This window comes from Formosa sp. L2A11, assembly GCF_009796865.1.
GTDB lineage: Bacteria > Bacteroidota > Bacteroidia > Flavobacteriales > Flavobacteriaceae > Formosa.
Genome location: NZ_CP047028.1, coordinates 2,560,573 through 2,573,795, shown reverse-complemented (window position 1 = coordinate 2,573,795; position 13,223 = coordinate 2,560,573). Strand labels below are relative to the sequence as shown.

Genomic DNA, 13,223 nt, shown 5'->3' with positions numbered 1-13,223 from the left:
TATTAAAAATTGCGATTAACAATCTCGTTTATTCAATAATAGCACTATTTAAATGTTCTGATTTCTTTTTAGACCAAGAATCTAACATCCAACTTGCTTTTTCTAACTCTCTAATGTAAGCTCCTATTAAATCTACAGTACCTTCGTCTGTAGCCTTTTCTGCTTTATTAATTACAATACGCATTTGATTTAAAAGTAATTTATGATCGTTTAAAATTTCTGCGACCATTTCTCTATCAGATATTAATGAAGACACTTCTTTTAAAGCAGAAATTTCTAAATAATCTGAAAATTTACTCATTGGGTGATAACGTAAAGTTAAAATACGCTCTGCAATTTCATCAATCTTAATTCTTGCATCTGTATATAACTCTTCGAACTTATTATGCAAATCAAAGAAGTTTTCTCCCAGAACATTCCAGTGAAAATTTCTAAGTTTTTGATAATATATATGATAATCTGCTAGAAGAGTATTTAATTCTACAACTACAGGAAGTAGTTTTTCATCTTGAATATTTAAGTAATTCATAATCTTCGGGTTTTGGTTAAACATACACTGAAGGTACAATGTATAACCAACACCAAGACACTTATTAACTGACTTTAACCCTATTAGCGTCTAGTTAACTTAATTTATGTTAAGTATAATCTTAAAGCCTTAAAAAAATTAACATTAAAAGTAATTATGAATTTTGGAAGATTAATTAGGTTGTTTTCTCAAACTCTACAGCATTTAAAACCAAACCTGAAGCTGGAGCAATATAATCCATAACTTCTGTGCTTTCTGGCTTTAAACTCTCTTGAATATACTCGAGTGTAATTTCATGTTTCCCTAATTTTATTAAAGCGCCCATCATTAAACGAATTTGGTTTCGCATAAAGCCTTTTCCTTTTACACGTAACATATAGGATTGCTCGGGAAAGAAATTTGCAGTAAATAATGTATTATCTACAAGCTCGCAAGTATCTATTATACGATTAAAAACACCGGTTTCTGATGGTTTATAACAGTAGGTTTTAAAATTGTGAGCTCCTTCAAAAAGTTTGGCTCCTAATTTCATTTTTTCAATATCTAAAGGATCTAAAATGGTTGTCATTAAAGGCGCACAAAACGGATGGTATTTTGCACCATGAGCAAATACATAAACGTATTCCTTCATTTTAGATGCATTAATCACATTAAAGTCTTTATTAACTTCTGTAATCGATAACGCTCTTAAATCTTGAGGTAAATTGTAATTGAACAATTCTAGAAAAGCAACTTTATCTTCAATTTCATCTTCTAAAAACAACTCAAAAGCGCCTTCTTGAGCAGAAACCATAGCATCTGTCCTACCCGAACCTAAGGTTTTAAAAGGTTTTCCGTCCATGATATAACGCATGGTTTTATCAATCATTAAATGTACCGTTTTTAATTTTGGTTGTTTTTGCCAACCATGAAAACGATAGCCTAAATATTGAATAGTAATGAGATAAAAAAAGCGTTTTTTCAACTGAAAGTGTTTTATTTTTTAAGACCGGCAAGTAACTTATTTTAGAAGACTTCTCAAAAAAATTACTACTTTTAAACCAAATTAAATCTACAAATTATTTTAATTTATGACTAACACGACTAAGCTACCTATTTGGTACTGGATTGTTACCGGATTCTTTTTATTATGGAATGGTTTGGGAGTACAACAGTATTTTATTCAAGTAAATAGCACCGAAACATATAGCGAAGTACAATTACAAGAGATTTTAGAAACGCCAACCTGGGTTATGCGCGCATATGCTGTTGCCGTTTTATGTGGTTTTCTAGCTAGCATTTTATTAATGGCTCGAAAACGGTTTGCTTATCCCGTGGCATTAACCTCTTTAATTGCTGTAATAGCACAAATGAGTTATTTGTTTTTTGATGTAAAAACTCCCAATCTAATTATGCCTATAGCAATAGTAGTATGTGCTGTATTGTTACTTTTATTCTCTAAATTTTCTAGAGCAAAAAATTGGCTAACATAAAACGCTTAATAACATATAAGAAAGGAGAATTTAGTAATGCTAAATTCTCCTTTTTTATTTACTGCTATTTTTCTCTTCCTTTTAAAATTTCAACTACATCTTTAACCTGAAAACCTTTAGCTTCTAGTAAAATTAAATAGTGAAATAATAAATCGGCGCTTTCGTTTAAAAATAAATTATCGTCGCTATCCTTTGCTTCAATAACAACTTCTACAGCTTCCTCTCCCACTTTTTGTGCAATTTTATTAATGCCTTTTGCAAATAATGAAGACACATAAGATTCTGTTGGTGCAAAATTTAAGCGTCTATCTTTAATTACATCTTGTAAGTGAGAAATAAATCCGTAAGATTCTTCATTTGGTTCTCCCCAACATGTATCTGTTCCTTTATGACACGTTGGTCCTTTTGGAAGTACAGAAACTAATAACGTATCGTTATCGCAATCTAATTTAATATCAACTAAATTTAAAACATTTCCGCTTTCTTCACCTTTAGTCCATAAACGTTTTTTAGTTCTACTATAAAAGGTCACTAATTTTGTTGCTTTCGTTTTTTCTAAAGCTTCAGCATTCATATACCCTAACATTAGTACTTTTTTTGTTGAAGCGTCTTGGATAATTGCAGGAACTAATCCGTCGTTGTTTTTATTGAAATCTATATTCATTACTATTATTTTGAACCGTAAAATATTACAATCTTACAGCGATATTATTATTTTTTAATTGCTCTTTTAATTCTGAAATTGGTATTTCTCCGAAATGAAATACACTTGCGGCTAACGCTGCATCTGCTTTTCCGTCTTTAAAAGTATCTACAAAATGCTGAATTGTCCCTGCTCCGCCTGAAGCTATAATAGGAATATTTAACATATTAGAAAGTTTTGCCAAAGCTTCGTTTGCAAAACCGTTTTTGGTTCCGTCGTGATTCATAGAAGTGAATAAAATTTCACCAGCTCCTAAATCCTCAACTTGTTTTGCCCATTCAAATAAATCTAATTCGGTAGGAATACTTCCTCCTGCCAAATGCACTTTCCATTGTCCATCTATTAGTTTTGCATCAATGGCAACCACAACACACTGACTTCCAAATTTATCTGCCAACTCTTTAACTAATTCCGGACGTTTAACAGCCGATGAATTTATAGAAACTTTATCTGCACCACATTGTAATAATGCGTCTACATGTTCTACAGAAGAAATTCCGCCACCAACAGTAAATGGTATATTAACTTGTTCTGCAACATGCAACACCATATCTAGCGTGGTTCCTCGGCCTTCTAAAGTTGCCGATATATCTAAAAAAACCAACTCGTCTGCGCCTTTTAAAGCGTATTGTTTAGCTAATTCTACTGGGTCTCCAGCATCAATAAGATCTACAAAATTGACACCTTTTACTGTTCTTCCGTTTTTAATATCCAAACACGGGATAATTCGTTTTGTAAGCATATTAATTTATTGAGAGTTTACAACCAGTTTTTCTAAATCTTTCATGCTAATCTTATTTTCGTAAATCGCTTTGCCAATAATTACGCCTTCACAACCTAATTCTTTAAGTTTTGGCAATTCTTCTTGACATGAAATTCCTCCAGAAGCAATCAATTTAATATTCGGATTTTCAGAAATTATCTTTTTATATAAGTCGAATGAAGGTCCTTCTAGCATACCGTCTTTAGAAATATCTGTACAAATAACGTACTGAATCCCTTTATTCATGTACCCTTTTATAAACGGATTGACATCTAAACTGCTTTCTTCTAACCAACCGCTAATAGCGATTTTTTCATTTTTAGCATCTGCACCCAAAATTATTTTCTGACTGCCATATTTCTGAATCCAACTTTCAAACATTGGACTATTTTTAACCGCAATACTTCCTCCTGTAACTTGTTTAGCTCCAGAACTAAATGCGATGTATAAATCTTCATTTGTTTTTAAACCACCACCAAAATCAACTTTTAAATTGGTTTTAGACGTAATATGCTCTAAGACTTTATAATTAACAATTTTACTTGCTTTTGCACCATCTAAATCTACAAGATGTAAATACTCTACACCTGCATCTTCAAAACTCTTAGCAACTTCTAACGGATTCTCATTATATATTTTTTTGGTATCGTAATCACCTTTAGTTAAACGGACACATTTCCCGTCTATAATATCTATGGCTGGTATAATTCTCATAATTATATGTTGATCAATTTATGATTCTAGATTTAAAAAATTTTCAAGCAATTTAGCACCTGCAATACTACTTTTCTCCGGATGAAATTGTACACCGTAAAAATTATTATGTTTTAAAGCTGTAGCATACTCGCCATTATAATTAGATAAAGCAATGGCTTCTTTACAGTTTTCTGCATAATAACTATGTACTAAATACATGTATGAGTTTTCAGGAATATCTTTAAATAAATCAGATTCTAAATTTGTTACGGTATTCCATCCCATTTGCGGTACTTTTACCGTATTTGGAAAACGTTTTACGTCTACCTGAAAAATTCCTAATCCCTCTGTATTACCTCCTTCTTCTGTGGTTTTACACATTAATTGCATACCTAAACAGATGCCTAAAACAGGTTGAGTTAAGGTAGGAATTAATTTATCTAATTTACTGTTTTTTAGCATTTTTAAAGCCGAACTAGCTTCGCCAACACCTGGAAAAATAACACGATCTGCATTTTTAATTTTCTCCGGATCATTAGTTAAAACAGCATCTATCCCTAATCGTTTGAAGGCGAATTGAATACTCTTAATGTTTCCTGCTCCGTAATCTATTATTACAACGGAAACACCTTCAAAATTCTGTTTTTTAATATCTGTATCTAAACTCATATTCTTTATTCCTTGAACCTTGTTTTAAATTATAAACAAAGCAATTTTACCATCAATAAACACAAAAGTATCTCTTCTTTACAGGAAGATTTAAATGGCTTTATTTTATAACATGCCTTTGGTTGAAGGTAAAATCATTTTTTCCACATCACGTTTTACAGCCATTTTTATCGCTTTTGCAAACGCCTTAAATATTGCTTCAATTTTATGATGTTCGTTTGTGCCTTCTGCTTTAATGTTTAAATTACATTTTGCACCATCTGTAAACGATTTAAAGAAGTGGTAAAACATTTCTGTTGGCATTTTACCTACCATTTCACGTTTAAAATCTGCATCCCAAACTAACCAGTTTCTACCTCCAAAATCGATTCCTGCAGAAGCTAAACAATCGTCCATTGGTAAATAAAATCCGTAACGTTCTATTCCTAATTTATTTCCTAAAACGGTATTAAATAATTCCCCTAAAGCAATTGCTGTATCTTCAATAGTATGGTGTTCGTCTACTTCTAAATCGCCAGTTACTTTTAAATTTAAATCTAATTGTCCGTGACGTGCAATTTGATCTAACATATGGTCGAAAAAAGCAATTCCGGTATCTATGTTACCTTGTCCTGTTCCGTCTAAATTTAAATCAATTTTAATTTTAGTTTCATTGGTATTTCTTTCAATACTTCCTGTACGATCTTCAACTTTTAAATGTTTGTAAATCGCTTCCCAATCATTCGTTTCTAACGTAATAAAATCGTTTAGCTCCTCACGTTTTACAGTAATTTCGTCTGTACCAAGATTTGTATTATCATTTATAAAGACACCTTTAGATCCTAAATTTTTAGCCAATTCTATATCTGTAAGACGGTCACCAATAACGTAAGAATTCTCTAAATCGTAAGCTTCAGAAAAATATTGTGTCAATAAACCTGTATTAGGTTTACGTGTTAGTGCATTGTCTTTAGCAAAGGTTCTATCTATAAATTGTTCCTTAAATTCTACACCTTCATTTTTAAAAGCTTCAAGAATAAAATTATGAACGGGCCAGAACGAATCTTCAGGATACACTTCTGTACCTAAACCATCCTGATTTGTAATCATTACGATTTCGAAATCTAATTCTTTGGCTATTTTACTTAAATATTGAAAGACTTTAGGATAAAATTCTAACTTCTCAAAACTATCAATTTGTTCGTCTGCGGGCTCTCTAATAATCGTTCCATCACGATCTATAAATAATACTTTTTGTTTCATTGTAACTTAGTAAGTGCGGTGATTAGCGTTTTATTTTCTAAAGGCGTTCCTACGGTTAAACGTAAACAATTTTCGCATAACGGTTGGGTTGTTCTGTTACGAACTACAACGCCTTCTTTTATTAATTGATTGTAACGTGTTGTTGCATCATCTACTTTTACGAGTATAAAATTAGCATCTGATGGGTATATTTTTTCAATATATGATATCAATTTTAAATCTGAAATCATTTTACTACGTTCTATTAAAATAGAATCGACTTCGTTACTTACAATCTCTCTTTGGTTTAATAATTCTACCGCTTTATTTTGTGTTAGTACATTAATATTATACGGTGGCTTTATGGTATTTAAAACAGAAATAATCTCTTCTGAAGCATAACAAATTCCTAATCTAATTCCTGCCATAGCATAAGCTTTAGACAGTGTTTGCGTGATAATTAAATTTGGAAATTCTTCTAAACGTTCTAACCAACTCTCTTGAGAAGAAAAATCGATATACGCTTCATCTATAATAACAATACCTTCAAATTTCTTTAATAATGTTTCTACTTCATGATCTTTAAAACTGTTCCCTGAAGGATTATTTGGCGAACATAAAAACAATATTTTACTATTAGCATCGGCTACATTTAAAATTTGATCGACTTCTGGCTGAAAAGACTCAGAAAGCAATACTTTTTTAATAGCTACAGCATTTAAATTTGCCAATACTTCGTACATACCGTACGTTGGAGGTAAAGTTATAATGTTGTCTTTATTAGGTTCGCAAAAAGCTCTAACTATTAAATCTAGAACTTCGTCGCTTCCATTTCCTAATAAAATTTGAGATTTAGACACGTTTTTAATTTCAGATAAAATGTCTTTTACGCCATGTTGATATGGATCTGGATACCTATTTATTCCATTATTATACGGATTCTCGTTAGCATCTAAAAACACCATATTACTGGTTTCTTTCTGAAACTCATCTCTTGCAGACGAATACGCTTTTAATGCTTTTATGGAAGGTCTTAAAAGATCTTGTACAGTTACTATTGCCATTACTTTTTATTTAAGCTGTTTAAACGTAAAGTCACAGCATTTTTGTGTGCTTGTAAACCTTCTGCATGAGCCATTTTTTCTATCATTGGCCCTAAATCTATCAATCCTTTTTCTGATATTTTTTGAAATGTAATACTCTTTAAAAAGCTGTCTAAATTTACACCAGAATATGCACGACTAAATCCATTTGTTGGTAACGTATGGTTTGTACCAGAAGCATAATCTCCAGCACTTTCAGGCGTATAATTCCCGATAAACACAGAACCAGCATTTCTAATACCGTTTACATAAAGATCTTCGTTTTTAGAACAAATAATAAAGTGTTCCGGAGCATATTCATTAATTAAATTTAAGGCAATTTCATCACTTTCAACATAAATTAACTTTGAATTAGCAATCGCTTTTTCAGCAATTTCTTGTCTTGGTAAATCTTGTATTTGTTGGTCTATAGCTTTTAAAACATCGCTAATCATGGCTTTTGAAGTCGAAACTAAAATAACCTGACTATCTGCACCATGTTCAGCTTGACTTAATAAATCTGAAGCTACAAACGTTGCATTCGCAGATTCGTCTGCAACTACAAGTAATTCGCTTGGTCCTGCAGGCATATCTATAGCAACACCATATTTTGTAGCAAGTTGTTTAGCTACGGTAACAAACTGATTTCCTGGACCAAATATTTTATACACTTGCGGTATATTCTCTGTTCCAAAAGTTAAACCAGCAATGGCTTGAATACCTCCTACTTTTATAATTTTAGAAACGCCACATAAATCGGCAGCGAATAAAATTTCATTAGCAATCTTACCTGTTGCACTTGGAGGCGTACACAACACAATTTCTTTACAGCCTGCTATTTTTGCAGGAATGGCAAGCATTAAAACTGTAGAAAACAAAGGTGCTGTTCCTCCAGGAATGTATAATCCTATTTTTTCAATAGCTCGTTTTTCTTGCCAACAGTTTACACCAGGCATAGTTTCTACCTGAACTTTTTCTGTTTTTTGAGCTGCATGAAAACGTTCAATATTTTTATAAGCAGCAGTAATTGCTAATTTTAAATCTTCTGAAACCTGAGTTTTAGCAAATTCAACTTCTTCAGAACTTACTAAATTACTCTCTAAAGTAACTCCATCAAAACGAGATGTGTATTTAGATATTGCAGCATCACCATTACTTTTAACATCTTCAAAAATCTGAATAACTGTTTTCTCAATGTCGTTTACAGTTTGTGTAGGACGTTTTAATATTTCCGACCAATCTGATTTATTAGGATTTTCAATGATTTTCATTTTACTTTTCTTTTATTATAAAATCATATTATCAATAGGACAAACCAGAATACCTTCTGCGCCATGCTCTTTAAGAATGTCTATAATTTCCCAAAATTTATTTTTATCAATTACGGTATGTACAGAACTCCATCCTTCTTGCGCTAAAGGTAAGACTGTTGGACTTTTCATACCTGGTAAAATGGCAATAATTTCTTCTAATTTATCATTTGGTGCATTTAGTAATACATATTTAGATCTTCGCCCTTTTAATACAGAGCCTATTCTAAATTTAATAGTATTTAAAATATCTAAATTATCGTCAGAAATTAAAGGAGAAGCAGCTAAAACGGCTTCAGATTTTAATAAGACTTCAACTTCTTTTAGTCCGTTTTTAAACAATGTACTTCCGCTAGACACAATATCTACAATGGCATCTGCAAGTCCAATATTTGGAGCAATTTCTACAGATCCGTTAATAATGTGTAACTGTGCGTTTACATTGTTTTTATCTAAAAACTGTTGTACTGTGTTTGGATAAGAGGTGGCAATACGTTTTCCATCTAAATCTTGCATGTTTGTGTACTTAGCAGATTTTGGTACAGCTATAGAGACTTTACAAGACGAAAAACCTAGTTTTTGAATAATTTGGATGTTTCCTCCTTTTTCAATTAAAACATTCTCACCAATAATAGCAGCATCTACAACACCGTCTTTTAAATATTGAGGAATATCTCCATTTCGTAAATAAAAGACTTCTACTGGAAAATTTTTAGCCGAAGCTTTTAATTGATCTCTACCATTGTCTATAGAAATCCCTATATCTTTAAGGATTTGCATAGATTCTTCATAAAGTCTTCCTGATTTTTGAACTGCAATTTTTAATTTACTCATTATCTTATTTAATATGGTTTGAGTAATCTTTAGGAGAAAAATAAAAACCCCATCTGATTAACTCAAACGGGGTTTAAAAATATATTATTTTGAAATTATTCAATACACTTTCTGCTCGTCTAAGTACAAGTATGAAAATGATGATGATGTAATTGAATAAAATTCATGTTTTTGATTTTGTTATATTACAAATATTCAGAAATTTAAAACACTTATGCAAGTTTTAAACTAAAAAATATTAATTTATTATTGATTTCCAAGTATAATAGGCATTCCGCTCTTACCAGAACCAATTACAATAACCTTAGCATTTTCAGATTGCGATAATTTTACAGTGGCTTCTATTCCTTTATCTTGTAAAATCTTTTCATTTAAAGACTCACTTAAAATTCTGTTAGCATCTGCTTTACCTTGTGCTTCAATAATTTGTTTTTGAGCTTCTTTTTGAGCCGTTACCAATCTAAATTCGTATTCTAAAGATTCTTGTTCTTGTTTTAATTTACGTTCAATTGCGTCTTTTATTGTACCTGGTAATGTTACATCACGTACCAAAATTTCGTTTAATTGAATGTATTGACTCTCTACAATATTTTTTGTTTCTTCAAAAATTTCTTGCTGAATCACATCACGTTTACTAGAGTATAATTGTTCTGGTGTATAACGTCCTACAACACTTCTTGCTGCAGATCGAATTGCTGGAAGTAAAATACGTTCTTTATACATTTCACTTTTTTCTTGGTGTAATTTACCTAGATTTTCAAATTGTGGCTGAAACCATGCAGAAGCCTCTAATTTTATATCTAATCCGTTAGAAGAAAGCACATTCATTTTTTCATAAATTTCTTGTTGTCTTACTTCGTAAACAAATACTTTATTCCAAGGTGCAACAATATGAAATCCTTCTCCTAATGGTGGCTCGTCTGTTACAACACCGCCATCAAATGTTTTATAAAGCACACCTGCTTCTCCAGAGTCAATGGTGACAGCCGATTTAGAAATTAAAACAATTAATGCTACGATAGCAATAATAAAGGGTAATGCAATTTTAGGTAATTTATCCATTTTTTTAATATTAAGTTAATCCGTTGTATTTTCTTAAAAACCACTCTAAAGATAAGCAGAAAACAATGATTCCTAGCACATATTTCCAATCTATTAATCCTTGTGTAGTCTTATTACTTTTTTGAATAGTCGCATATTTTTTATTCAAAATTAAATCGTTAAAAATCGAACCGTAATCTTCTACTAAATAAGAAGTTCCGTGCGTTTTACTCGTTAATTTATTTAACTTAGAAACATTAGCATTTAAGAACTGTTGTTCTACATTATATTCTAAAATAGTGAAGCTTCCTGATTTCGATATCTTCTCACTTGTAGCACTTACTGTAAAGTCATATTCGCCAGCTTGTAAGGAACTTAAATCGACTTGATAATTATTATTTTTTAACACAAAAGGCACTGTAGAAATTGCTCCTGTATTCTTATTTTTTATTTTAATTTGAAGTGATTCGCGTGCATCAAATTCATAGTTTTTATTGAAAAATTGTGCTTTAATAATCACATTATTTACACCTTCGTAAAAGGATTCAAAATCTACAACCAAACGTGTTTTTCGTTTAGTAGAAGATAAATATTGTACCAACTTACCTATAAAATTATCGAATGTGTTAAACGATTTTTCATTTAAAAAACTCTGTGCTCGCCATTCCCAAATATTTTCTCCAAGAAGTATGGCTTCTCTCCTACCATTAGTTTCAAAAGTGGCTAAAAGAGGTTCATTAGTGACTATATTTCCATACTTTTTATACAATAAAGTTTCATAAGGTACATAAAAAACAAGATCTCCAAATGCCGATTGTAATGGCGGAAAAGATTCAAAATCTAAATCGTCTACAATAAAACTTGAATAATTAGTATTGAACGTTCCTTGATACATTTCTTTTTGCGAAGTAATATCGTGTTCGTAATAATTGGTTTGTTCGTTTAGAAAAAACCAATCGGTTTGAGTACCAGAAATAATAAATGTATTCTTACTTTCTTTCTTAATATCATCGAAAATAAACTTAAACTGATTATCGGGTTGATATAGTATAACTAGATTAAAATCATTTAATTTCGATGTAATTTCGTTTGGTTTTAATATTGAAACCGAACGTTGTTCATTACTTTCAATACTCTTTTTAAGCATTCCTAAATCTGGATGATAAAAACTTGAAACAATAGCAATATTCATCTTTTCATCAATCACTTCTACAGCAAAATTCTTAATGTTATTTATCTTATTTTTTTCAGATTCTAAAGGTTTTAACTGTGCTTTATAAGCAGACAATCCTACTTTATGTGCTGGTAACGTAAATTGTAATACTTCTGAATTATGAGTTGCACTAAACGTTATATTTTTGGTAAACACGGTTTGTTTACCAGAAGAGACAGAAAAAGTTGTGTTTACAGTTTCTTTTCCGGTATAAACAAGAATAGTTTCTACAGGGAATTTATTTTTTAAATAGGCATATTTATTCACATTAAGCTGCCTAATACTTAAATCTATATATGTTGTTGTATCTCCTAGAATAATTGGATATACAGGCTGATTGTAATTAGAAAACTCATAATCGTTACCAAAGGTTTGGTTTCCGTCTGTAATTAAAATGGTTGGAGCAACTTGATCTTTATAAATATCTTGAAGCGACTCTAAAGCCGAAGAAATATCGGTTTGTTTTTCTGTAAACGTTAAAGAATCAGATATATTAAGTGTTTTTCCGAAGTTGTAATATTTAATATTAAATTTATCGTTTAACTCAGAATTAGACTTTATAGCTTGCACTGCTTGTTGTGCTTTTTTACTTTGCTCTAATTGCATTATAGAATTAGAATTATCTACAGCAACCAATAATTTAGGCTTCTCTGTAGTTAATTCTAATTGCTCAAACTTCGGGTTTATTAAAAGTAAAAGCACAGAGAAAATAGTGATAAATCTTAAAAAAGTAAAAAGCATGTACAATTTAGACATGCTTTTTACTTTATACTTATACTGAAATAAAGCTAACAAAAGCGCTAGTATTCCAGCTAGAATAATATATAATACTGTTTCTGTAAGCATAGATTAGGTTAACATTCCTCCATCTACGTTTAACGTTTGTCCTGTAACATACGCACTTAAATCACTCGCTAAGAACACACATACATTAGCAACATCGTCTGGTGTTCCTCCTCTTTTTAAAGGAATACCTGCTCTCCATCCTTTTACTGTTTCTTCGTCTAACTTAGCTGTCATTTCAGTTTCAATAAAACCAGGAGCAACTACGTTACTTCTAATATTTCTAGATCCTAGCTCTAAAGCCACAGATTTTGAAAATCCAATAATTCCAGCTTTAGACGCTGCATAATTGGTCTGCCCAGCGTTTCCTTTAAGACCGACTACAGAACTCATATTAATTATAGAGCCTTTACGTTGTTTAAGCATAGTACGTTGTACCGCTTTAGTCATGTTGAACACAGATTTCAAATTCACTTCAATAACCTGATCAAAATCTTCTTCACTAATACGCATTAACAAATTATCTTTTGTTATTCCTGCGTTATTTACTAATATATCTATGCTTCCAAACTCTTTTACTACATCTTCTGCTAAGGTTTGAGCTTCAGCAAAATTGGCAGCATTACTTTGATAACCTTTAGCTTTTATGCCTAAGCCATTTAACTCTATTTCTAAAGCATTAGCGGCATCTACAGAAGAGCTGTAAGTGAATGCAACGTTTGCACCATGCTGTGCAAATACTTTAGCAATTCCTTTACCTATTCCTCGGCTTGCACCTGTAATAATTGCTGTTTTTCCTTGTAATAACTTCATGTATAATTAAATATAATTTATGAAAATCAAAGATACTAATTCAAATTTTGACTGTATAAAAAAACCTCACAAATATTTGTGAGGTTTTAATAAG

At 31.2% G+C, this 13,223-nt stretch carries 14 protein-coding genes; 1 reads left to right on the top strand and 13 read right to left on the bottom strand.

All coding sequences use genetic code 11. The features are described from left to right. Window positions 1-28 precede the first annotated feature (28 nt). Complete coding sequence (locus GQR95_RS11175) at window positions 29-529, bottom strand: Dps family protein (RefSeq protein WP_159023237.1); 501 nt, start codon at window positions 527-529, stop codon at window positions 29-31. Between the two features lie 175 nt (window positions 530-704). Beyond that, entirely contained in the window at window positions 705-1,493 is a 789-nt protein-coding gene (locus GQR95_RS11170; RefSeq protein ID WP_233265919.1) for a tRNA pseudouridine(38-40) synthase TruA, read from the bottom strand. A gap of 106 nt (window positions 1,494-1,599) precedes the next feature. Between GQR95_RS11170 and GQR95_RS11165 the strand changes: the two genes are divergently transcribed. After that, window positions 1,600-2,001: a hypothetical protein gene (locus tag GQR95_RS11165; RefSeq protein ID WP_159023236.1), complete on the top strand. Its 402-nt coding sequence runs from the start codon at window positions 1,600-1,602 to the stop codon at window positions 1,999-2,001. 64 nt (window positions 2,002-2,065) lie between these two features. On the opposite strand, the gene hisIE is transcribed toward GQR95_RS11165, so the two are convergent. The 11 genes from hisIE to fabG all read right to left on the bottom strand — a co-directional run bounded on the left by hisIE (window position 2,066) and on the right by fabG (window position 13,129). Further along, window positions 2,066-2,665, bottom strand: coding sequence for a bifunctional phosphoribosyl-AMP cyclohydrolase/phosphoribosyl-ATP diphosphatase HisIE (gene hisIE / locus GQR95_RS11160; RefSeq protein WP_159023235.1), 600 nt, complete (start codon window positions 2,663-2,665; stop codon window positions 2,066-2,068). 25 nt (window positions 2,666-2,690) lie between these two features. Beyond that, window positions 2,691-3,446, bottom strand: a complete 756-nt coding sequence (gene hisF / locus GQR95_RS11155; protein WP_159023234.1) for an imidazole glycerol phosphate synthase subunit HisF — start codon at window positions 3,444-3,446, stop codon at window positions 2,691-2,693. Between the two features lie 6 nt (window positions 3,447-3,452). Continuing rightward, window positions 3,453-4,181 (bottom strand): 1-(5-phosphoribosyl)-5-[(5-phosphoribosylamino)methylideneamino]imidazole-4-carboxamide isomerase, encoded by a 729-nt coding sequence (hisA, locus tag GQR95_RS11150; RefSeq protein ID WP_159023233.1) that lies wholly within the window; start codon window positions 4,179-4,181, stop codon window positions 3,453-3,455. A gap of 18 nt (window positions 4,182-4,199) precedes the next feature. Further along, on the bottom strand, window positions 4,200-4,832 hold the full coding sequence (gene hisH, locus GQR95_RS11145) for an imidazole glycerol phosphate synthase subunit HisH (protein ID WP_159023232.1): 633 nt from the start codon (window positions 4,830-4,832) through the stop codon (window positions 4,200-4,202). A gap of 105 nt (window positions 4,833-4,937) precedes the next feature. Beyond that, complete coding sequence (gene hisB, locus GQR95_RS11140) at window positions 4,938-6,074, bottom strand: bifunctional histidinol-phosphatase/imidazoleglycerol-phosphate dehydratase HisB (RefSeq protein ID WP_159023231.1); 1,137 nt, start codon at window positions 6,072-6,074, stop codon at window positions 4,938-4,940. Next, a complete protein-coding gene (gene hisC / locus GQR95_RS11135) occupies window positions 6,071-7,117 on the bottom strand; it encodes a histidinol-phosphate transaminase (protein ID WP_159023230.1) in 1,047 nt (348 codons plus the stop codon). The genes hisB and hisC overlap by 4 nt, the downstream gene beginning before the upstream one ends. Continuing rightward, window positions 7,117-8,406, bottom strand: coding sequence for a histidinol dehydrogenase (gene hisD / locus GQR95_RS11130; protein ID WP_159023229.1), 1,290 nt, complete (start codon window positions 8,404-8,406; stop codon window positions 7,117-7,119). The genes hisC and hisD overlap by 1 nt, the downstream gene beginning before the upstream one ends. A 15-nt stretch (window positions 8,407-8,421) precedes the next feature. Further along, window positions 8,422-9,279, bottom strand: a complete 858-nt coding sequence (hisG, locus tag GQR95_RS11125) for an ATP phosphoribosyltransferase (protein WP_159023228.1) — start codon at window positions 9,277-9,279, stop codon at window positions 8,422-8,424. Between the two features lie 246 nt (window positions 9,280-9,525). Continuing rightward, window positions 9,526-10,341: a prohibitin family protein gene (locus tag GQR95_RS11120; RefSeq protein ID WP_159023227.1), complete on the bottom strand. Its 816-nt coding sequence runs from the start codon at window positions 10,339-10,341 to the stop codon at window positions 9,526-9,528. Window positions 10,342-10,351: 10 nt separating this feature from the next. After that, the gene (locus GQR95_RS11115; RefSeq protein WP_159023226.1) at window positions 10,352-12,379 is read right to left on the bottom strand and encodes a VWA domain-containing protein; all 2,028 of its coding nucleotides are present in this window, start codon (window positions 12,377-12,379) and stop codon (window positions 10,352-10,354) included. 3 nt (window positions 12,380-12,382) lie between these two features. Next, complete coding sequence (fabG, locus tag GQR95_RS11110) at window positions 12,383-13,129, bottom strand: 3-oxoacyl-[acyl-carrier-protein] reductase (RefSeq protein WP_159023225.1); 747 nt, start codon at window positions 13,127-13,129, stop codon at window positions 12,383-12,385. Between the last annotated feature and the right edge of the window lie 94 nt (window positions 13,130-13,223).